This window comes from Romboutsia sp. 1001713B170131_170501_G6 (assembly GCF_015668195.1).
Taxonomy (GTDB): domain Bacteria; phylum Bacillota; class Clostridia; order Peptostreptococcales; family Peptostreptococcaceae; genus Romboutsia_C.
In genome coordinates, this window is sequence record NZ_JADPFC010000016.1 from 1 (window position 1) to 21,455 (window position 21,455).

Annotated in this window: 21 protein-coding genes, 4 tRNA genes and 1 riboswitch; of the genes, 1 reads left to right on the top strand and 24 read right to left on the bottom strand. The window is 31.0% G+C overall.

Translation table 11 applies throughout. From position 1 onward, the window contains the following. Positions 1-140: S-adenosylmethionine synthetase N-terminal domain-containing protein (locus tag I4U89_RS15010; RefSeq protein WP_243279229.1), on the bottom strand; the 140-nt coding region annotated here is incomplete at its 3' end. A gap of 181 nt (positions 141-321) precedes the next feature. Then, a riboswitch (SAM riboswitch) is annotated at positions 322-427 on the bottom strand. 213 nt (positions 428-640) lie between these two features. On the opposite strand from I4U89_RS15010, the gene yyaC reads away from it, so the two are divergent. Further along, on the top strand, positions 641-1,150 hold the full coding sequence (gene yyaC, locus I4U89_RS15015; protein WP_195941083.1) for a spore protease YyaC: 510 nt from the start codon (positions 641-643) through the stop codon (positions 1,148-1,150). 222 nt (positions 1,151-1,372) lie between these two features. Here yyaC and fabZ read toward each other — a convergent pair whose 3' ends face one another. From fabZ to I4U89_RS15130, 23 genes are all read right to left on the bottom strand, one after another. Further along, positions 1,373-1,801: a 3-hydroxyacyl-ACP dehydratase FabZ gene (fabZ, locus tag I4U89_RS15020; RefSeq protein ID WP_195941084.1), complete on the bottom strand. Its 429-nt coding sequence runs from the start codon at positions 1,799-1,801 to the stop codon at positions 1,373-1,375. Positions 1,802-1,817: 16 nt separating this feature from the next. Continuing rightward, positions 1,818-2,837, bottom strand: coding sequence for a rod shape-determining protein (locus I4U89_RS15025; RefSeq protein WP_092921906.1), 1,020 nt, complete (start codon positions 2,835-2,837; stop codon positions 1,818-1,820). A gap of 117 nt (positions 2,838-2,954) precedes the next feature. Next, complete coding sequence (gene spoIIID, locus I4U89_RS15030) at positions 2,955-3,221, bottom strand: sporulation transcriptional regulator SpoIIID (protein WP_092921904.1); 267 nt, start codon at positions 3,219-3,221, stop codon at positions 2,955-2,957. Between the two features lie 96 nt (positions 3,222-3,317). Continuing rightward, positions 3,318-3,977, bottom strand: coding sequence for a M23 family metallopeptidase (locus I4U89_RS15035; RefSeq protein ID WP_195941085.1), 660 nt, complete (start codon positions 3,975-3,977; stop codon positions 3,318-3,320). A gap of 315 nt (positions 3,978-4,292) precedes the next feature. Next, complete coding sequence (gene spoIID / locus I4U89_RS15040; RefSeq protein ID WP_195941086.1) at positions 4,293-5,312, bottom strand: stage II sporulation protein D; 1,020 nt, start codon at positions 5,310-5,312, stop codon at positions 4,293-4,295. Positions 5,313-5,385: 73 nt separating this feature from the next. Beyond that, a complete protein-coding gene (murA, locus tag I4U89_RS15045; RefSeq protein WP_195941087.1) occupies positions 5,386-6,639 on the bottom strand; it encodes a UDP-N-acetylglucosamine 1-carboxyvinyltransferase in 1,254 nt (417 codons plus the stop codon). A gap of 21 nt (positions 6,640-6,660) precedes the next feature. Then, a complete protein-coding gene (locus I4U89_RS15050; RefSeq protein ID WP_195941088.1) occupies positions 6,661-7,398 on the bottom strand; it encodes a YwmB family TATA-box binding protein in 738 nt (245 codons plus the stop codon). Positions 7,399-7,513: 115 nt separating this feature from the next. Further along, positions 7,514-9,064, bottom strand: a complete 1,551-nt coding sequence (locus I4U89_RS15055; RefSeq protein ID WP_195941089.1) for a nitrite/sulfite reductase — start codon at positions 9,062-9,064, stop codon at positions 7,514-7,516. Between the two features lie 421 nt (positions 9,065-9,485). Continuing rightward, on the bottom strand, positions 9,486-11,315 hold the full coding sequence (gene glmS, locus I4U89_RS15060; protein WP_195941090.1) for a glutamine--fructose-6-phosphate transaminase (isomerizing): 1,830 nt from the start codon (positions 11,313-11,315) through the stop codon (positions 9,486-9,488). A gap of 310 nt (positions 11,316-11,625) precedes the next feature. Continuing rightward, the gene (gene glmM / locus I4U89_RS15065) at positions 11,626-12,972 is read right to left on the bottom strand and encodes a phosphoglucosamine mutase (protein ID WP_195941091.1); all 1,347 of its coding nucleotides are present in this window, start codon (positions 12,970-12,972) and stop codon (positions 11,626-11,628) included. A gap of 165 nt (positions 12,973-13,137) precedes the next feature. Continuing rightward, the gene (locus I4U89_RS15070; protein WP_195929253.1) at positions 13,138-13,680 is read right to left on the bottom strand and encodes a 2-oxoacid:acceptor oxidoreductase family protein; all 543 of its coding nucleotides are present in this window, start codon (positions 13,678-13,680) and stop codon (positions 13,138-13,140) included. Between the two features lies 1 nt (position 13,681). Then, positions 13,682-14,437 carry a thiamine pyrophosphate-dependent enzyme gene (locus I4U89_RS15075; RefSeq protein ID WP_195941092.1) on the bottom strand — a complete coding sequence of 252 codons (756 nt, stop codon included), beginning with the start codon at positions 14,435-14,437 and terminating at the stop codon, positions 13,682-13,684. Continuing rightward, on the bottom strand, positions 14,437-15,513 hold the full coding sequence (locus I4U89_RS15080) for a 3-methyl-2-oxobutanoate dehydrogenase subunit VorB (RefSeq protein WP_195941093.1): 1,077 nt from the start codon (positions 15,511-15,513) through the stop codon (positions 14,437-14,439). The genes I4U89_RS15075 and I4U89_RS15080 overlap by 1 nt, the downstream gene beginning before the upstream one ends. 25 nt (positions 15,514-15,538) lie before the next feature. Then, on the bottom strand, positions 15,539-15,754 hold the full coding sequence (locus tag I4U89_RS15085; protein WP_195941094.1) for a 4Fe-4S binding protein: 216 nt from the start codon (positions 15,752-15,754) through the stop codon (positions 15,539-15,541). A gap of 47 nt (positions 15,755-15,801) precedes the next feature. Then, positions 15,802-16,479, bottom strand: coding sequence for an ATP-binding protein (locus I4U89_RS15090; protein WP_195941095.1), 678 nt, complete (start codon positions 16,477-16,479; stop codon positions 15,802-15,804). A gap of 49 nt (positions 16,480-16,528) precedes the next feature. Further along, on the bottom strand, positions 16,529-17,623 hold the full coding sequence (gene buk, locus I4U89_RS15095; RefSeq protein ID WP_195941096.1) for a butyrate kinase: 1,095 nt from the start codon (positions 17,621-17,623) through the stop codon (positions 16,529-16,531). Between the two features lie 21 nt (positions 17,624-17,644). Further along, positions 17,645-18,547 (bottom strand): phosphate butyryltransferase, encoded by a 903-nt coding sequence (ptb, locus tag I4U89_RS15100; RefSeq protein ID WP_195941097.1) that lies wholly within the window; start codon positions 18,545-18,547, stop codon positions 17,645-17,647. 402 nt (positions 18,548-18,949) lie between these two features. Continuing rightward, a complete protein-coding gene (locus I4U89_RS15105) occupies positions 18,950-20,125 on the bottom strand; it encodes a CdaR family protein (RefSeq protein WP_195941098.1) in 1,176 nt (391 codons plus the stop codon). Continuing rightward, a complete protein-coding gene (gene cdaA / locus I4U89_RS15110; RefSeq protein WP_195941099.1) occupies positions 20,122-20,964 on the bottom strand; it encodes a diadenylate cyclase CdaA in 843 nt (280 codons plus the stop codon). The genes I4U89_RS15105 and cdaA overlap by 4 nt, the downstream gene beginning before the upstream one ends. Positions 20,965-21,115: 151 nt before the next feature. Continuing rightward, positions 21,116-21,192, bottom strand: a tRNA-Arg gene (locus tag I4U89_RS15115). 12 nt (positions 21,193-21,204) lie between these two features. Next, positions 21,205-21,279: transfer RNA gene (locus tag I4U89_RS15120), tRNA-Gly, on the bottom strand. Positions 21,280-21,287: 8 nt separating this feature from the next. Next, positions 21,288-21,363, bottom strand: a tRNA-Asn gene (locus I4U89_RS15125). A gap of 15 nt (positions 21,364-21,378) precedes the next feature. After that, positions 21,379-21,455: transfer RNA gene (locus tag I4U89_RS15130), tRNA-Asp, on the bottom strand.

Here is a 21,455-nt window from a genome sequence, read left to right on the forward strand (position 1 = left end):
GTAGTTGTTGTTTCACAAGCTACTCTTGCATGTGGATCTTTCTCTAATAATGCATCTAGTATAGAATCTGATATTTGGTCACAGATTTTATCTGGATGCCCTTCTGTTACTGATTCCGACGTAAATAAATGTCTTGCCATTTGTATCTCCTCCTTAATATAATTCGTTTCATTTAGATTTGATTTCTAATCATTTATAATGATTTACTAAAATACAACCTAATTAAATCTTAAGAGCTAGGAGTTTAGTAATTATTTATCTAATAAAAAAACCTCTTCTTATTAAGAAGAGGTTAATTATTTCGTATATGCTAATTAACTAACCTCATCTCTCAAAACTATAAAGTCTTGTAGGATTTAGCACCTTTTCCCTAATGGGTGGTTGCTGGGCTTCACAGGGCCTGTCCCTCCGCCGCTCTTGATAAGGTAATCAAGAATTTATTAAGTTATTATTTTATATCACTAACTTATATGTTACTACCTTTTTTATATACTGTCAATCTTTTATGCAATAATTTTTTGCTTGTCTATTCAAACTATCTTGTATCCTATTTAACAACTTTTTCATATTATATCTTATAAATCTATATAGGTCTTTTTTTCTCCTATATTTCATATATTCTTGTGAAGGGGGTGTTCCTATGTATCTGGCCAAGGTCAATTATAATAAAGAAAATGTTGTTGAAATCCTTTGTTCTGTACTTAGAGACATAATAAATGATAATACAGTTGTGGTCTGTATAGGAACAGATCGGGCTATAGGTGATGCTCTTGGCCCTTTGGTTGGCACTATGCTTAAAAATAGCGACTTTAATTTCCCTGTCTACGGAACTTTAGATAATCCTATTCATGCTTTAAATATATATGAGTCTATCGAGCATATAAAAAAGGCTCATCCTAATGGAAATTTTCTAGCTATTGATGCATGTTTGGGTGCAAAAAATAATATAGGAAATATCCAAGTCAGAGAAGGCCCTATTCTTCCTGGTAAGGGTGTTGGTAAAAAATTGCCTCAAATAGGAAACCATTCTATTGTAGGTATTGTAGATAAGATTGATGAAAATAATAGATTTTCTTTTAACAATGTTCGACTTAGTTTTATATTAGAACTTGCTGAGCTTATATCTTTATCTTTACTTCTTTCTACATGACAAATCAATATTGAATATAGTCTATTCTTCAGATTAAACTTTTATAGATTAGGCTATTTATCTATTTTTTATTATTTCTTACTGTTTTACGTACAAATTTTCACATATCACATATTTCAAAGCAAATCTAATTGATTGTTTTATCTAATAATTTACTTACATCATATATCAATCTTAGTAAATAAAAATAAGGCTATTTCCTTTAAGGAAATAGCCTTATTTTTATTTTTCTACAAGAGCAAACATTAACTCTCCGCTACATACTAATTCATCATTAACAAAAGCTTTTGCTAAAGCTTTTCCAATATTTCTCCTTATAGATATCATTTCAACTTCCATAGTTAATGTATCTCCAGGTCTTACTTCTTTTTTAAATCTAACTTTATCTATACCTGCAAATACTCCTAATTTTCCTCTATTATCATCTACTGACATCATAGCAACACACCCTACTTGAGCCATAGCTTCTATTATAAGTACACCTGGCATTATTGGGTATTCTGGGAAATGCCCTTGGAAAAATGGTTCATTTACACTTACATTTTTTATACCTTTAGCTCTTTTTCCCTCTTCTAGTTCTATTATTTTATCTACTAATAAAAATGGATATCTATGTGGTATTAATTTTTTTATTTGGTCTATATTTAACATTTAAGTACCCTCCTAATTATCTCCTTTTGAAGGTACCTCCTGTTTCAAGTAAATCTAAAGAACTTAAAGCAATGCCTGTACCTTTTGCAACACAAGATAAAGGTTCATCAGCTACTACAACTTTAATTCCTGTTCTATCTTCTATCCTTTTGTCTAGTCCATATAACAATGAACCTCCACCAGTCATTATTATTCCAGTATCACTTATATCTGCTGCTAATTCTGGTGGTGTCTTCTCTAGTACAGAAAGTGTTGATGCAACTATCTGCTCTGAGCATTCATTAAGAGCTTCTAGCATTTCAGTTGAATTTATAACTATAGATTCTGGTAATCCTGTAATTAAATTACGTCCACTTATTTTAATGCTCTTTTCATCTTCTCTTTTATATGCACAACCTACTTCTATTTTGATTTTTTCTGCAGTTCTCTCTCCTATAAGAAGGTTATATTGTTTTCTAATATATCTTACTATAACTTCATCAAATCTATCTCCACCCATTTTTATAGATTCACTAACTACAGCTCCTCCTAGAGATGTTACCGCGATATCTGCTGTTCCTCCACCAATGTCTATAACCATACTTCCATTAGGTTTAGCTATATCTACTCCTGCTCCTATAGCCGCCGCTATTGGCTCTTCAATTATATACACATCTCTTGCTCCAGATTGTCTTGTGGCTTCTTCTACAGCTCTTTTTTCAACATCTGTAACCCCTGTAGGAACACATACCATTATTCTTGGCATAAAAAATCTACCAAAACCTTTTTTATCTACAGCTTTATCTATAAAATAAGTTAACATTTTTTCAGTTACATCATAATCAGAAATTACACCATCTCTTAGTGGTCTTATAGCTACTATATTGCCAGGTGTTCTTCCTATCATTCTTCTAGCTTCTTCTCCTACCGCTAAGACAGATTTAGTTCTTTTATCGATTGCTACAACAGAAGGCTCTTCTAATACAATCCCTTTTCCGCTAACGTATACAAGAACATTAGCAGTACCTAAGTCTATCCCTATGTCCGCTCTAGACATGTTCTCAACTCCTTTTTGCATATTTTATATCTAAACGACTCATTGTCTAAAACACTCCTATAATACAAAATATACAAAAATGCTACTTTAGTCAAGAATAATAAAAAAAATGTAGGTTTAACCTACATTTTTTTTGGAGCTCTTTTCATATTTAAGCTTTGTAGCCATTCCTCCTCTTATGTGTCTTTCAGATTTATTTTTTTCTAAAACCATCTTAACCTCTTTAGCTAGAGATGGATTTATTTCTTCTAAACGTTCTGTTACATCTTTATGTATTGTACTTTTACTAACCCCAAATGTCTTAGCTGTTTGACGAACAGTTGTATTTTTCTCTAGTATATATTTAGCCACAACGATTGCTCGTTCCTCTATATGAGATCTCAAAGCTTTCCCTCCTCACATACTAGCCTTAATCATATATATGTGAGAAAGAAAAGAAATATAACAGACTTAACCAAATTTGATTAAGTCTGTTATATTTTATTTTATTAAACTCATTGGATCTATTGATTCTTTACCTTTGAATGCTTCTATATGAATATGTGGTCCCTCTGAACTCTCAACTACAGATGTATTTCCTGCTAGAGCTAATACATCTCCTTCTTTTACTGTTTGTCCATCTTTAACTTTAATATCTTCACTTAAGTTAGAATATATTACTGTTTTACCTTCACTTTCAACTTCAACTGACATACCATGAGCATCATCTTTAAAAATGTTAGTTACTTTTCCTGATAATAAACTTTTTATACTTTGTCCTTCTTTACAACTTACGTCTAGCCCTTTATGAACTTCCCATAAGTTCAATGTTTCTGAGTAACTAGGTTCCTTTGCTGAATATTCTCTAATTACTTTTTCTCCTACAAATTCAAGTTTTGATATTTTTTTAGCTTCTTTATTTTTTGCTGTTTCTAAGTTTTCCTTTGATTCTGTAGAAGTTGGTACACCATCTTTATTTTCATTTTCTATTAGATGAACCTCATCTTCTTTTTTACTATTATCTTTATCATTTACTATCTCATTATTTGATGCTAGGTCGTTAACATCATTCTTTACAAACCAAACTCCTCCGACTGCAAGTAAACTAATGCATACAAATAATGCCAAATAAAATCCATCTTTTTCTAGTAGCTTTTTCATACAGCACCTCCAAATATATTTATGTATTTGTATTCTTATCTTTTATTTATATTTTTATACAATTTATACATATTTTGGATTAATTTAAAATGGATTTTATATATGAAATTGACATATTTCCAAAACTTTCGCTTCGCTTAAGCCACTGCGTGGGCGCTACACTTCATATCGCTAACGACTTCGTCCGTTGCTTAAAATATCTTTTTACACTCTGCAAACTTATTGGTATTGCTTAACTGAAATAGTTACCCATAATTTTTAAAGTATTATAATTTCCTTAAACGTAAAAAAGAGCTTAATAAAAGCTCTTTTTAACTAATACAAGTCTGTTATATCTGTTTCTTGATAATAATGATTTAGTATTTCATAATATTGGTATCCTTCTTCTGCCATACCTTGAGCTCCCCACTGGCTCATTCCAACACCATGACCATATCCTTTTACTAAAAAATCTATATGATTCTCTCCAAATTTTAATTCAAAATTAGAAGAATTTAATTTAAATATACTTCTAATATCTCTTCCTCTAATCTCCTTATTACCAATTTTTATCTTATCAACAGATCCACCATCACTTCTATTTAAAATTTTTATTTGATTCTTTAGGTTAGATGAATTTAAACCTACATTTTTATAATTACTATTTATAGTATTTATAAAATCTTTATTACTTATCTTTAACTCAGATGTATATTTAGGAGAGTATTCTTTATCATAAGGGCTTTCGACTGATTGTAAATATGGATATGCTTGTGCAAATACTTCTTCACAGTTTTCTGTTTTCCCTGATGATGTAGAGAAATACAGTGTAAGTATAGGTTCTCCCTTATAAGTTATTATCTGCCCCTTTGTATCTCGTACTGCTTGCTGTATTTTAGGATAATATTTATCCATCCAATCTTGTCCATTCTTCTCTTTTAATTCTTCATAATTTTTATATTCTTGACAATGATTATAGTCAGTACATACGACTGCATTACTATGTTTATTTGATTTACCTTGATTCTCCTTATACATTACATAAGTTCTTGCTGCTACAGCTTGTGCTTTAAGAGCTTCTATATTGAAATCTACAGGCATCTCTCCTGCTAAAACTCCACATAAATATTTTTCTATATCCATTTTCTCAGTTTTATTAATTTTATGATTATATATATTTATTGAAGGAGCTTCTTTATCAACTGTTTCATAGCTGATTATCTTTTTTTTAGGATTATTTAATGTTGATTCATTTTGTATAGCCTCTATCCCATCATAAGATACTACACTTAAAAATACAGGAACTGCTATAGCTAAACCAACTATACTTCCTAAAAATACTAAAGGGTTATTCATATATTTTCCTCCTTAGTTAATTACTTGTACTTAAAATATATGAATAACCCTATTTATTTATTACTATTTATTTTTAGTCTTCTATTATTTCTATGTTTCCACCTAAAGCAGTTATTTTCTTATCTATATCAACATATCCTCTTTGTACGTGATATATTTCTCCTATTTGAGTTTCTCCTTCTGCTATAAGACCGCATAATATAAGTGCTGCACCAGCTCTTAAATCTGTTGCATTAACTTTAGCACCATATAATTTGTTTACTCCATTTACTATTGCGCTCTTTCCTTCTATTTTTATGTTTGCTCCCATTCTATTAAATTCAGCAACATGCATAAATCTGTTTTCAAATACAGTTTCTGTTACTACTCCTGTTCCATTAGCTATTGTAAGCATAGCCATGAATTGAGCTTGAACATCTGTTGGGAATCCTGGATGAGGTAAAGTCTTTATATCTATTGGCTTTAACACTTCAGGTCCTATAACTCTAACTGTATTATCTTTTTCTATTATTTCACATCCAGCTTCTATTAATTTAGCTGTAACTGGTTTTAAATGCTCCATCATTACATTTTCTATTGTTATATCACCTTTTGTCATAGCTGCTGCAACCATATAAGTAGCTGCTTCTATTCTATCAGGTATTATTGTATGCTCTGCACCTTTTAATTCTTTAACACCTTTTATCTTTATAGTGTTAGTTCCTGCACCTTTTACATTAGCTCCCATTTCATTTAAGAAATTAGCTAAATCTACTATTTCTGGTTCTTCTGCAGCATTTTCTATTATAGTAGTTCCTTCAGCTAAAGCTGCTGCCATCATTATGTTTTCAGTAGCTCCTACTGATGGGAAATCTAAGTATAGTTTAGTACCCACTAATTTATTAGTTGTAGCTTCTACAAATCCATGGTCCATATCTACTTTTGCACCTAAATGCTTAAATCCTTTTAAATGTAAATCTATAGGTCTTGTTCCTATGGCACATCCTCCTGGCATAGATATTTTTGTGTGATTAAATCTAGCAAGTAATGGCCCCATTACTAAGAAAGATGCTCTCATCTTACTTACTAACTCATATGGTGCTTCACAAGTAGTTATATTGCTTGCATCTACTGTTAAAGTGTTATCCTTATATTCTACTTTTGCTCCTAAGTGTCTTAATAAATCAGATATAACATGAACATCTTTTAAATTAGGTACACACTTTAAAGTTGATTTACCATTTGCTAATAACGTCGCAGCTATTATTGGTAATACTGCATTTTTAGCTCCGTCTATTTTAACACTTCCATTAAGTGGATTACTCTTTTTTACTATTATCTTTCCCATTTTTATTGTCTCTCCTCATAATTAATAATCTAATTTTATAATAGGTGTAGCAAGATAAATCAATGTTTTATCTTCGTCTTCGCTATACCTCATCCCTATATTCAAATTAATATTATTTCCTAAATATTCTAAGTCATTTTCTTGTAAGATCTTACTATCTGCTGTTACAGATATAAAATTTTCCTCTTGTATTCTATCTACTTCTTGTGCATTCATATTATATAATATTTTCGTTAAAATATCATTACATTTGCTTAAATGTAACTTTTTTGAATATTCTCCTGATATACACGTATTTATATCTGCATTAATTGCAAATTTTTCTAATGTATTCTCAAGAACTGTATAAACGCCCACTATATTTTTATATACTTTATTCTGTAATATGTCAACCATTATGTGAGCCTCTTCGGCATTTTTCTTTATGAAAATTATGGAAATGCTTTCATCTTCTATTTTACCAGTTAAATGAATTTGTTTCTCATCTTTATTCCATATTTCTTCCCATGCTAAATCACTTTCTTCTAACCCTAAATTATTAAGTATTTCTGTGCACATATCAACCATTTCTTCTTTCGAAATGTTGTAATTTATAGAACCATTTGCTTTTATGTTATAAAAATTGAACTTAGCCTCTGTGTTTATAAATGTTTGTATTAATTCATTATATTCATTTTTTGATTTTGTATCCGCAAAAGATATTAGGATACCCATCATCATTAATATTAAAAATATAAATATCATTTTAATTAGTTTCATGTTAAAGCCCCCATTAAATTATATATTATACTTAAATTATTAACATTTTTGGGTATCATATACAAAAATAAAGCACTAAGATGGCTTTAATCATCTTAGTGCTTTATTTTATTTATTATGCTATATATTTATTTGCAAATTCTTTAAATTCTTCAGCATTAGATTTTAAATATTCTTCAAAATTAATATTTTTTTCATCTAATAGTAGTCCTAAATTATATAAAAACTCTGGTATTTTATCACTAGCTATATCTCCATAAGCTTCTCCAAGTTTCACGTCATCTTTTTTAGCTCTACCACCTACATATAAAGTAAATGCTTCCTTTAACTCTCCATCTATCTTTTTCTTTTTACCACCAAATCCAATTATACCTATTTGATGTGTTCCGCAAGAACTTGTACATCCTGATATATGGATTCTTGGTAATTTATCTGTTGTATAGTTTTCTTTTTTGAAGTAATCTAATATATTGTGCAGTAAACCTTGGCTTTCTCCTATACCTATTTGGCAAGTAGGAACACCTATACAACATGAAGTTTGCTCAATTGGTGTATTTCCACCCATATTTTTTGTTAATTCTAGTATTTTTTTAGCTTCTTCTCCATTAAGATTTCTAAAATAAACACCTTCACTCATAGAAAGTCTTATTTGTAAATCTTCAATTGATTCTAAATTATTTATTAATTTTTCTAAGTCAGTTACTTTTAGCTGTCCTCCAATTGGATGAAGATATACACTATATAATCCATCTTGCTTTTGAGGTATTAATCTTATATCTTGTAAATCTATTTTTGATCCTTGCTTTTTACAAGTTTTATTTTCTATATTTAAGTCTAAATTTTCTCTTTCTTTTACTTCTTTTAGATGTTTTTTATAACATTTTAAGAACTCTTCTTCACCCATACTCTCTACAATATATCTTGTACGAGCTTTATTTCTATTTTCATAGTTACCTTCTGCTATAAATAACTCTATCATAGCTTGCACATGGTATAAAACATCACTCTTTTTGACTAACTCATCATACTCAACTGCCTTTGCAGGATTCTTACCAATTCCACCTGCTATGTAAAGCTTGAAAAGTTCTTCTCCATTTTCTTTTACTGCTAGAAAACCTAAATCTTGTACAGTACAGTTAGCTGTATCTTCACTACTATTTGAGAAAGATACTTTTAATTTTCTAGGTAACTTATATTTATATATGTCTTTCATTAAATATTCATTTACTTTTAAAGCATATTCTGTAACATCAAATGCTTCTCCTATTTCTACTCCTGATAATGGTGATAAGGCAACATTTCTAGGGAAGTTTCCTCCTCCACCTCTTGTATATATACCATGCTTTAATCCATCTTCCATTATGTCACAAACTTCATCTATATCTAAACCATGTAATTGTATAGCTTGACGAGTAGTTAAATGTACTTTATCTAGATTATATTTTTTAGCGCAATCATATACATATTTAAGCTTTTCTATATCAAGAACACCACTTGCTGTTCTAAGTCTTATCATAAATTCTTTACCACCACGATGAGCATATACACCCATTCCTCCTGATGCATGTTTGAATTCATTTACTGAAATTTCACCATTTACAAATTTATGACCTTTTTCCCTAAATTCAGGTATCTCATTTAATAATATATCTCTTAGCTCTTCCAATGTGTTTCCCTCCATTATAAAATAGGTTATATTTAAATTGTAAATCTATGTAAATACTTTGTAAACCCTAGCACCTATGCGATATTTTTATGGTTACTATATAATAATTTGATAATTATTTTTTTATATATTAAATTTTTATATATACGTCACATATTAATATAAGAACATGCTTTTGTTATATACTAATATTAATATTATGTATCTATAAAGAATATATATTCTAAAAAATGAAAAATTTAATTCCCTAGTGTTGACAACAACTTCACTCGTTAGTTAAATTTTCCTTTTTAAAATTTTTAAACTTATTAATATATCTTATATATTAATTATCAACAGTTCTATATTTAATAAAAAATCCTTGTATGTAAAAAAGAACTACCTTAATAAGGTAGTTCTTTGTATATCTTTTAATTTAAATTTATTCAACTGTTACTGATTTAGCTAAGTTTCTTGGTTTATCTACATCACAACCTCTTTCAACTGCAACGTAGTAAGATAATAATTGAAGTGGTAAAACTGTTAATATACTTGATAATATATCATCTACATTTGGTATATATATTACCTTATCAGCAGCTTTTTCAACTTCTTTATTCTTTTCTTGAGCTATTGCTATAACATAAGCTCCTCTAGCTCTAACTTCTTCCATATTAGATACCATTTTTTCAAATAGTTCTTCTTGAGTAGCTATAGCTATTACCGGAGTTCCTTTTTCTATTAAAGCTATTGTACCATGCTTTAACTCTCCAGCAGCAAAGGCTTCAGCATGTATATAAGATATTTCTTTTATCTTTAATGCACCTTCCATAGCTAAGTTATAGTCTAATCCTCTACCTAAGTAGAAAGCACTACTTACTTCTCTTAATGTTTTAGCTACATCTTCTTTTATATAAGTTTCTTGTTCTAATGCTTTTGAAACTTTTTCTGGCATTTCTTTTAACTTTTCTATCATTTCATTGTAGAACTCTTTTGTTATAGTTCCTTTCTTTATAGCAAAGTCTAGTGCTATCATGTAGAATGAAACTAATTGAGTTGTGTATGCCTTAGTAGATGCAACAGATATTTCTGGACCTGCCCATGTATAGAACACATCATCTGATTCTCTAGCTATAGAAGAACCAACAACGTTAGTTACTGATAATATTCTAGCTCCTCTTTCTTTAGCGTATCTTAATGATGCTAAAGTATCAGCAGTTTCTCCAGATTGACTTACTAATATTAATAAAGTATTTTCATCAACAAATGGGTCTCTATATCTAAATTCAGATGCTATATCAGTTATTACTGGTATCTTCGCAAACTTTTCTATAGCAAACTTTCCTACAAGACCTGCATGATATGCTGTACCACATGCAACTATATAAACTTTATTTATTTTATCTAAGTCTTCCTTAGTCATTTTTATATCATCTAATTGGATTTCTCCATTTTCATTTAATCTTCTTATTAATGTTTCTTTAACTCCGTTTGGCTGTTCGTATATTTCTTTTAACATGAAATGCTCATATCCACCTTTAGATGCAGCTTCAACATCCCAAGTTATTTCTGTTACTTCTTTTTTAACTTCTTCTCTATTTTCATTTAATACTGTTAATTTGTCTCCCACTATATGAACAAACTCTCCATTTTCTAAGAAGTATACATTTCTAGTATACTTTAGTATTGCAGGTATATCTGATGCTATAAAGTTTTCACCTTCACCAAGACCTACTACTAATGGACTATCTTTTCTTACTGCAACTAATTCACTGTTATTATCTTTACATATAACACCTAATGCGTATGCCCCTCTTAATCTTTCAGTTGCCTTATAAACAGCATCTAATAGATTTCCTTCGTAGTATTTATCTACTAAATGAGCTACTACTTCAGTATCTGTTTGAGATAAGAATACTACACCTTCTGCTTGTAATTCTTCCTTTAATTCCATGTAGTTTTCTATTATACCATTGTGAACTACTGCTATTGTCTTATCCATATTAAAATGAGGATGTGAGTTTACATCAGATGGTTCTCCATGAGTTGCCCATCTAGTATGTCCTATTCCTAATCCACCTTCTATAGGATTTTTTTCTAAATCTTCAGCAAGTATTGCTAACCTTCCTTTGAATTTTCTTATTTCTAATTCATTTCCAGTGTTTACTGCAACACCAGCTGAGTCATATCCTCTATACTCTAATTTTGAAAGTCCTTCTACTAATACTTCTGTTGCTTGTCTGTGTCCTAAATATCCAACTATTCCACACATATTAAAATTCCTCCTAAAAATATTTTTTGTTTTATATATTTTAAGAGTTAGGTCATATTTACTTAAGTTTTCCCTTTGTCCAAAGAATTACTCCCTTGTTTTAAAGAAACTTTTACGATGGTAAATTCACCGCAGAGCATCCGCCGATAATTCGATAAACTCTGTCCTCGTCAACTTAGAAATTTTATAAAGTATTTCTTATAGCTAAGTTCTGGCGCTTTATAAAGTGAATACTAAGAAATATCTTATTAATTCACCCTTTTAACTTTTACGCTTGGGTAATACTAGGCCTTAGCATTCACTTTTTAAATTACGATAGTTTTTCTTGTATAAGATTAGCTAAATTTGTAGCTAATTCTTTTATTTGACCTTCCTCTTTACCCTCTAACATAACTCTTACTAATGGTTCTGTTCCTGATGGTCTTATTAATACCCTTCCACATCCATCTAGTAATTTTTCTATTCTTTCTATTTCACTCTTTATTTCTGGGTATTCCATGTATCTGTTTTTATTTTCATTCTTTATTCTAGCATTAACTAACACTTGTGGGTACTGAGTCATCACTGCTGCTAATTCTGATAATTTCTTTCCTTCTTCTAATACTATTTGAGCTAGTACTAATGAGCTTAATACTCCATCTCCTGTAGTATTATAATCTAAGAATATCATATGCCCTGATTGCTCTCCACCTAAGTTGTATCCAGTGTTTTTCATTTCTTCAAGAACATATCTATCTCCTACAGCTGTAGTTGCTAGGTTTATTCCATGTTCTTTAGCTGCTATAGTAAGTCCTATATTACTCATCACTGTAACTACTAATGTATCTTTTGCTAACTTGCCTTTGTTCTTTAAGTGTATCGCACTTAATATCATTATATGGTCACCATCTACAATGTTTCCATTTTCATCAACAGCTATTAATCTATCTGCATCACCATCATATGCAAGACCCAAGTCAGCATTGTTCTCTACAACAGCTTTTTGTAATCCTTCTGGATGTGTTGATCCGCATTTATCATTTATATTATTTCCATTTGGTTGACTATTTATTGTTACAACACTTGCACCTAATTCTTTAAATATTATTGGCGCAACATTATAGGCCGCTCCATTAGCACAGTCTAACACAACTTTTAATCCTTTAAAATCTACTTTTACTATAGTTTTTAAATAATCTATATAATCTCTCTGTGCATCATGTACATATACTTTTCTTCCAACATTTTCCCCTACTGGAAGATAATCAACCTTTTCTATATTATCTATATAATTTTCTATTTCTAACTCTACAGAATCATCTAATTTATATCCATCTTTATTAAAGAACTTTATACCATTGTATTCAACTGGATTGTGAGATGCTGATATAACAACACCACAATCAGCTTCATATTTTCTAGTTAGGTATGCAACTGCTGGTGTTGGAACTACTCCAACTGTCATTACATCACATCCAACAGACATAAGTCCTGCTATTAAAGATGCTTCTAACATATCTCCTGATACTCTTGTGTCTTTTCCAACTACTACTTTAACTTTTTCTTTTCCTTGAGCTAGTACATATCCTCCAGCTCTACCTAATCTGTATGCTAAATCGCAAGTAAGTTCTGTATTTGCTACACCTCTTACTCCGTCTGTTCCAAAATACTTTCTCATTAAAAAATCTCCTTTCGTGAAGAAAAGCTCGTCAATTATAATATATTATTATACACATTTAAGTGTTCTTGATTCCAAGTTTATTCCATAAAGACATTTTAATACATATATAAAAAAAGGACAATAGAATTCTTTCTATTGTCCCCTTTTTTGTAACTTTTTATATTATTTTATAGAACTCGATCCTTTTTGTAAAGCTTCCTTATTTAATGGAACGAATTTTTCTTTACTTGGCCCAAATACTTTCTTGAATGCTTCTAAAACTGAGTCTACCTCTACTGTTGGTTCAGTTTTTAAATAAGCACCTAACATTACCATATTAGCAACTCTAGGGTTTCCTAGCTCAAGAGCTATGTCATTAGCTGGTATATAATAAACATCAACATCATCTCTTTCTACTTTTCTTTCTATAAGAGAACTGTTAACTAATATTTTTCCACCTGGCTTAACTTCACTTTCAAACTTATCAAGTGATGGTAAGTTCATTACTATTGCACAAGTTGCATCTCCTGCTATAACTGGAGAACCAACTGGCTTACTAGATACAGTTACTGAACAGTTGGCTGTACCTCCACGCATCTCTGGTCCATAAGATGGTAACCAAGAAACTTCTTTACCTTCTAGCATACCTGCATATGTAAGTAATTGCCCCATAGACATTACCCCTTGACCACCAAATCCTGCACATATTACTCTAGCTGTAGACATATTACTTCACCTCCTCAGCGATTTCAACATCTTTTATGTTGCCTATTGGATAGTATGGCATCATATTATCTCTTAACCATTGTAATGCATCATTTGGATTTAATCCCCAGTTAGTTGGACATGTAGATAGTACTTCTACTATACCAAACCCAAGTCCAGCTTGTTGTACTTCAAATGCTTTCTTTATAGCTTTTTTAGCTTTTCTAACATTAGCAGGAGTATCTACAGAAACTCTTTCTACAAATACTGCACCTGGTAATGTAGCTAGCATTTCACTCATTCTTATTGGGAATCCTTGCTTATCTATTTCTCTACCATATGGAGCTGTTGTAGCCTTTTGTCCAACTAATGTAGTTGGAGCCATTTGACCACCAGTCATTCCATATATAGCATTATTTACGAATATTGTAGTGAATTTTTCGCCTCTAGCTGCTGCATGAACTATTTCAGCTGTACCTATAGATGCTAAGTCTCCATCTCCTTGATATGTAAATACTGTCTTATCTGGGTGAACTCTCTTTATTCCAGTAGCTGCTGCTGGAGCTCTCCCATGAGATGCTTCTTGCATATCACAATTGAAATAGTTGTATGCTAAAACTGAGCATCCAACTGGAGCTACACCTATAGTGTCTCCTAATACATCTAACTCTTCTAATACTTCTCCTACTAATCTGTGGATTATACCATGAGTACATCCTGGACAGTAGTGTGTTTGAGCATCTGTTAATCCTTTAGTTTTCTTAAATACAACTGACATTATCTAGCACCTCCTACAGCTAATTCACTTTCCATTACTTCTTTTGCTTTATTAGCTATACTTTCTGGATCAGGTATCATTCCTCCTGCTCTTCCGTAGAAGTGTACAGGTAATCTTCCTTCAACAGCTAATCTTACATCCTCTACCATTTGTCCCATACTCATTTCAACAGTTAATAAACTTTTAGCTTCTGGTATTTGGTTAAATGCTTCAAATGGGAATGGCCATAAAGTCTTAGGTCTTATTAAACCTGCCTTTATTCCTTCTTCTCTTAACATTTCTATAGCATTTTTAACTATTCTTGCTGTAGTACCGTAAGCTACAAATACTAATTCAGCATCCTCAGTTTTATACATTTCATAATCTACTTCGTTCTTTTCTATTTCTCTGTACTTAGCTTCTAACTTTATACAGTGCTTTTCTAGTTCATCTGGTTGTAAGTATAAAGAATTTATTATATTAGGCTTTCTTTCTCCTTTAGTTCCTACTGTAGCCCAATCTTTAGGTTTTAATTCTCTAGTTTTAGGAGCTTTAAATTCTACTGGTTCCATCATTTGTCCTATCATACCATCTGCAACTACCATAACTGGAGTTCTATAGTAATCAGCAACATTGAAAGCTTCCATTATCATATCAACAGCTTCTTGAACTGTAGATGGAGCATAAACTGGAGTTCTATAATCCCCATTTCCTCCACCTCTTGTAGACATAAAGTAGTCAGATTGAGAAGGTTGTATTCCTCCAAGTCCTGGACCACCTCTCATTACATTAACTACAACACATGGTAACTCAGCACCTGCTGCATAAGTTATACCTTCTTGCTTTAAAGCTATTCCTGGAGAAGATGAAGAAGTCATAACTCTAGCTCCTGCTCCTGCTCCACCATATATCATATTTATAGCAGAAACTTCTGATTCTGCTTGAACAAATACGCCTCCAACATTAGGTAATTCTTTAGACATATATTCTGGTAATTCATTTTGTGGTGTTATTGGATAACCAAAGAAATATTTACATCCAGCTTCTATAGCTGCTTTACCAAATGCTTCGTTACCCTTCATAAGTATCTTAGCCATTTACAAAATCCCCCTTATATTTTAATTAGTCTCTCTCAACTGTTATAACTGCATCTGGACACATAGTCGCGCAGTTTGTACATCCTATGCACTTATCCATTTCTACAACTGTAGCTGGATTATATCCCTTTTTGTTGATTTTATTATTATCCATTACTACTATTTGCTTTGGACATGCAGCTACACATAATGCACATCCTTTACAAAGGTCTTGATTGAAAGTTACAGTTCCCTTAGCCATATTCCTTTGTCCCCCTTAGAAAAATTTATACTTATTTTACTAATAAACTACATCCAAGCTTCTCTCATATAAAGCTTGATAGGGAAAATTTCTCCCTCTAAATCTTCTGGAAGTTGTGGAACCAATTCTTCTAAACATACTATATATTTAACTGGTATATTGTACTGTCTAGACACCTGTTCAACTAATTTTTGACCTTTTAAAACATCATCAATTGTAGTTGACCTTACTAAATGTGTATTATTTACTAGTCCAGTAACTTTAAGACCAGAAGATTTCTCAATTGCTCTTATATGACCTATTACATCTTCTACTGACTGAGTATATTCTCTATTAGCGTTTACTACACAAAACATATCGTAATCAGCTTTTTCTATTAATTCGTGGAATCTACCTACCACCCTAGCTCCTACGTTGTCCCCTCCGACATCCATAACATAGCTATAAGAGCTATCTGTTATTGGTGCCATTATTTGAGGAGATATAGCTGGTAAATCTAAAGTTGGTGCATCTATTGAACTATATATAGGAAGGATATCTAAAGAATTTAATAAATCCTTTTTTTCCCTTGTTCTAAAATAAACATTTACTACATCTAAATCTGATAAGGCAACTTTACCTTCTACCTCATTTCTTAATTTGGTAACATAGTTCATAGCAAACTCACTTTTACCACTACCATAGTGTCCTATTATAATTCTTATCCTCTTATCATCTCTTATCATTAGTTACCACCTATTAAGTCAATTTTGTATTTATATTAAATTTATATTATTAACTATATTGAACTTCATATCCATAATTTTTTGGTTCTTCTTCTTTATTTAATACTCTAAGCCCACCTTGAGCTAATGCTATCATTTCATCTTCACCAGGGTAAATTTTTACATCAGATATAAAATTAACCCTCTCTTCAATCATTCCTGTAAACATCTTAGAGTAAGCTATTCCACCAGTTAAAAGGATTGCATCTACATTACCTTTTAATACTGATGCACAAGAACCTATTTCTTTACTTACTTGGTAAGCCATAGCTTCATATACCAATTTAGCTTTTTCATCACCAGCTTCTATTCTAGATTCAACTTCTCTACCATCATTAGTATTTAAGTATCCTACTAGCCCACCATTTCCTTTTATCTTTTTCTTTATTTCATCTTGAGTATATTTTCCACTAAAACACATTTTCACTAAGTCTCCAACTGGTAATCCACCACTTCTCTCTGGTGAAAATGGCCCTTCTCCATCTAAAGCATTAGCAACATCTATTACTCTACCTTTTTCATGTGCTCCAACAGAGATTCCTCCACCCATATGTGCTACTATAAAGTTGCAATCAAAATACTCTTTTTCTAATTCTTTAGCTGCTCTTCTAGCAGTAGCCTTTTGGTTTAAAGCATGGAATATACTCTTTCTATCTATATCTTCAATCCCTGATACCCTAGCTACATCATCCATTTCATCTACAACTACTGGATCAACTATGTAAGATGGTATATTTACTGCATCTCCTATTTCTTTTGCTATAATTCCACCTAGATTCGATGCATGTTCCCCTAATACACCAACTCTTAAGTCATCAATCATAGCTTCATTAACAACATAAGTTCCACCTTCTATAGGCTTAAGAAGTCCACCTCTACCTACTACTGCATCTAAATCAGATGTTTTTATCCCACCTTCTGTTAATGCATCTTCAATCACTGTTTTTCTAAACTCAAACTGATCTGAAATCTTATCATACTTGCCTATTTCTTCAGAAGAATGTCTTAAAGTTTTTTCAAAGACTAAATCCTCATTATCAAATACTGCAATCTTCGTTGATGTTGAACCAGGATTTATAGTTAAAATTTTGAATACCCTATTCAATTGTGTTACCCCCTTAATAAACTAAGCTTTAGCTGCCATTAATACCCCTAATGCTATGGAATTTAGTTTAGTTTCCTCATTGTCTGCTCTTGACGTTAATATAATAGGCGCTTTAGCTCCTACTATCACACCTGCATTTTTAGATTTTGAGAAAAATACTAATGATTTATATAATATATTTCCAGCTTCTATATCTGGAGCTAATAATATATCTGCTTTACCTGCTACTGGATGATTTATTCCCTTATGATTTGCGGCTTCTATTGATACAGCATTGTCTAATGCAAATGGACCTCCTACTATGCATCCTTTTATTTCGCCTTTTTCACACATTTCTTCTAATTCTTTGGCATCTATTGTATCTTGCATTTTAGGATTTACTTTTTCTTTAGCACATAATGCTGCTACTTTTGGTGTGTCGATATCGAGTGCATGAGCTACCGTGCATGAATTTTCTATGATTTGCTTTTTGATATTTACATCTGGTGATAAGTTCATAGCTGCATCAGTTATAAAGAATAATCTATCATAACCTTCTACATCAAATACAGCTACATGGCTTAGTACATTCCCTGTTCTTAAACCAACCTCTTTATTTAATACAGCCTTTAGAATTATGGATGTATCTACCAAGCCTTTCATTACCATATCAGCTTTTCCTTGAGATACTAATTCTACTGCTTTTAATGACGCTTCTGATAAATCTTTTATATTTATTAATTCATAGTTATTAATGTCTATACTTACATTATTGGCTATTTCTCTCGTTTTTTCTATATCCCCTACTAATATAGCCTTTGCTATCCCTTCTTTTCTCGCCATTTCTACTGCCATTAAGACTTCTTTATCTTGGCAACATGCTACAGAGATAGTTTTAGGTCCTCTTTCCTTAGCGAATTTTATTACTTCTGTAAAGTTTTTCATCTAATCCACCCCATTTTGTATGCAATAAATATAGATTGGTACGTTTAGCTTTTAATAAACATCTCTATCCCCTTAATTCTGTTAGTTTTTAAGCTAATTACTAATTAATCTCATACCTATATTATATATATTCTACCAACGTTTTCCTACTATATTTATAATTTTTAAATTTTCAGAATTATTTTACTTTTATATAATACTATTTATCTTCTTACAAAACTTTCGATATATATCATTATGTATAATTATACCTTTAATAGCTATAATCCTTTATAATTGACAAATTTTTAATTAATTTTTTTAATTTGCTGATATATTAGTAAATTGTTTTAGTAAATCTAAGAGTCATATTAATAAAAAAGGCATAAGAAAAATACTATATTTTCTTATGCCTTTATATTGTTATATTTCACTTGGATCTATAACTATTTTATTAAATTTGTAACTAGAATCATATTCTACCTTATATTTTTGATTTTCATCTGGCTTAGATAAATCTATGTATAGTTTTATATCTGATTTTTCTAAGTTTTCTATTGTACTAGGATAATCAACAGTAACCTTTACAGATTCTGGTATATCTATATCAGATGTACTCTTACCCTCTGAATTTCTTAATTCTATTTCACCTTTGCCATAAATAAATTCCTTCTGTAATGATTTATCGCCATTAAGTTTTATAGTAATATATTTTGTATTTGATGATATACCTTTAGGAATATTTAACTCTACATCCTTAGGAAATCCAGATGTTATATCATCTAAATTAACTTCTTTAGTTTCTATATATTCTATACCATCTATTAAATCTTTACTCCCTTTTATTACGATATTACTTTTACTAAGCTCATAATTTGGTACTTTTTCATTATCTGATGTATTTTCTTTTAATTTAACTCTTATTGGAACAGTTTTTTCTTTTAATAACGTTGCTGATACTTTTAATGTTGATTGATATAACTTTACGCCATTAACTTTATTTCCATTTTTATCTACAGGTGTTAATTTAATTTTATCTGAGAAATCCTGTGTCCTTGAACCTACATCTAATACTCCAATCACTCTAGTTACCTCATTTACTAAAGTTCTTGGGCCTGATACTTCTATACTCTTTTTATCGCCATCTATACTTACTTTATCTATATTATCTTTAGAATTTCCTTCTATTTTAACTTCTATTTTTTTATTTTCTTGTACTATTTTATCTAAATTAACTGCTATAACATTACTCTTTAGCTCATGAGTTACTCCTGGCGGAGCTGTTGCGCTTAAGTATACTTGATTTTTCCCTTCCATAGGATTTTCTATAGTACCATACACGTGTATATCTTCTTTTTTTACCTTTTGTATTTTAGATAATTTGCCAGAAATAGAAACATCAATAGTCAATTCTCCATCTGGGTAAATTACAAAATCTTTTTCTTTTAATTCATTCATATTCCTTACAACTATAGGAACATTCTCAAATAGCTTAGTATCCGTTGGGTCCACTATTGCCATTACATATAGCCATAATGTTATTGCACTCAGCAGGGATATTAATTTTATTTTTGTATTATGCTTTAATTTATTCATCATTTAAATATCCCACCTCTTAAAAAGCTTTTTTCATCAACTTTAGGCTTTAAATTTTTCTTAAGTATACTTTCCATTCTCTCTTTTGGTATATTTCTATATATTTTCCCCGCTTTTGCAATTGATACATCCCCTGTTTCTTCTGACACTATAAGGGATATACAGTCAGAAACTTCACTTACTCCAACTGCTGCTCTATGTCTTGTTCCTAGATCTTTACTTAAGTCCTTACTCTCTGTTAAAGGAAGGAAGCATGCAGCAGCTTTTACCTTTGAGTCTCTAATAACAACTGCTCCATCATGTAATGGTGTATTTGGAATAAATATATTAATTAGTAATTGTCTTGAAACCTCTGCATCTATTATAGTTCCTGTATTTATTATATCACCTATCTTAGTTTCTCTTTCCATTATAATAAGAGCTCCTATTTTTTGTCTTGATAGTGAATATAAAGCCTCGACAATCTCTTCTATCATTTTATTAAATGTTTCTTCAGATGTATTAGGACTTCCTTTTAGAAAGAATTTAAATCTCGTCCTACCTATATGTTCAAGTCCTGCCCTAAGTTCTGGCTGGAATATTATTATTGCAGCTAAAAAACCAATCTCAAGAGCATTTACTAATAACCAGTGAAGTGTATGCAATTTAAAGGTCTCACTCAACTGAGTTGCTACTAATAAAAATATTATTCCTTTTAAAACTTGCTCTGCTCTTGTATCCTTTATAAACATAAATATTTTATAAAATATATATGCCACTATGGATATATCTATAATATCGTTTACAGTTACTTTATTGATAATATCCAAAAAACCACTGAAAAAAGAATTTATATCCAACACAGTTTTATCCTCCTGTTTGACAGCTTCTTCATTACTATATTAAGTATTATACTATATTAATGTAAGTATATACAAACTATTTAGACCCTATCATTTTTTATAATTTAAAAATAAACATAAAAAAAAGTTTCACTATAGTGAAACTTTATATTGGTGAGCGCACAGGGATTCGAACCCCGGACACACGCCTTAGAAGGGCGTTGCTCTATCCAGCTGAGCTATGCACCCATGTAATTAAAATGGAGCGGGAAACGAGATTCGAACTCGCGACTTCAACCTTGGCAAGGTTGCGCTCTACCGCTGAACTATTCCCGCAGATTCAATGGCGGGAATAACAGGACTCGAACCTGTGACCCATTGATTAACAGTCAATTGCTCTACCAACTGAGCCATATTCCCGCGTATTTAATTAAGTGGCGACCTGGAAGGGACTCGAACCCTCGACCTCCAGCGTGACAGGCTGGCATTCTAACCAGCTGAACTACCAGGCC

Coding starts and splice junctions, on each gene's coding strand:
- yyaC (WP_195941083.1), top strand. CDS start 641: ATGTATCTGGCCAAGGTCAATTATAATAAAGAAAATGTTGTTGAAATC.
- fabZ (WP_195941084.1), bottom strand. CDS start 1,801: ATGTTAAATATAGACCAAATAAAAAAATTAATACCACATAGATATCCA.
- I4U89_RS15025 (WP_092921906.1), bottom strand. CDS start 2,837: ATGTCTAGAGCGGACATAGGGATAGACTTAGGTACTGCTAATGTTCTT.
- I4U89_RS15035 (WP_195941085.1), bottom strand. CDS start 3,977: ATGAAAAAGCTACTAGAAAAAGATGGATTTTATTTGGCATTATTTGTA.
- spoIID (WP_195941086.1), bottom strand. CDS start 5,312: ATGAATAACCCTTTAGTATTTTTAGGAAGTATAGTTGGTTTAGCTATA.
- murA (WP_195941087.1), bottom strand. CDS start 6,639: ATGGGAAAGATAATAGTAAAAAAGAGTAATCCACTTAATGGAAGTGTT.
- I4U89_RS15050 (WP_195941088.1), bottom strand. CDS start 7,398: ATGAAACTAATTAAAATGATATTTATATTTTTAATATTAATGATGATG.
- glmS (WP_195941090.1), bottom strand. CDS start 11,315: ATGTGTGGAATAGTTGGATATTTAGGACACAGACAAGCAACAGAAGTA.
- glmM (WP_195941091.1), bottom strand. CDS start 12,972: ATGAGAAAGTATTTTGGAACAGACGGAGTAAGAGGTGTAGCAAATACA.
- I4U89_RS15070 (WP_195929253.1), bottom strand. CDS start 13,680: ATGTCTACAGCTAGAGTAATATGTGCAGGATTTGGTGGTCAAGGGGTA.
- I4U89_RS15075 (WP_195941092.1), bottom strand. CDS start 14,437: ATGTCAGTTGTATTTAAGAAAACTAAAGGATTAACAGATGCTCAAACA.
- I4U89_RS15080 (WP_195941093.1), bottom strand. CDS start 15,513: ATGGCTAAGATACTTATGAAGGGTAACGAAGCATTTGGTAAAGCAGCT.
- I4U89_RS15085 (WP_195941094.1), bottom strand. CDS start 15,754: ATGGCTAAGGGAACTGTAACTTTCAATCAAGACCTTTGTAAAGGATGT.
- I4U89_RS15090 (WP_195941095.1), bottom strand. CDS start 16,479: ATGATAAGAGATGATAAGAGGATAAGAATTATAATAGGACACTATGGT.
- ptb (WP_195941097.1), bottom strand. CDS start 18,547: ATGAAAAACTTTACAGAAGTAATAAAATTCGCTAAGGAAAGAGGACCT.
- I4U89_RS15105 (WP_195941098.1), bottom strand. CDS start 20,125: ATGATGAATAAATTAAAGCATAATACAAAAATAAAATTAATATCCCTG.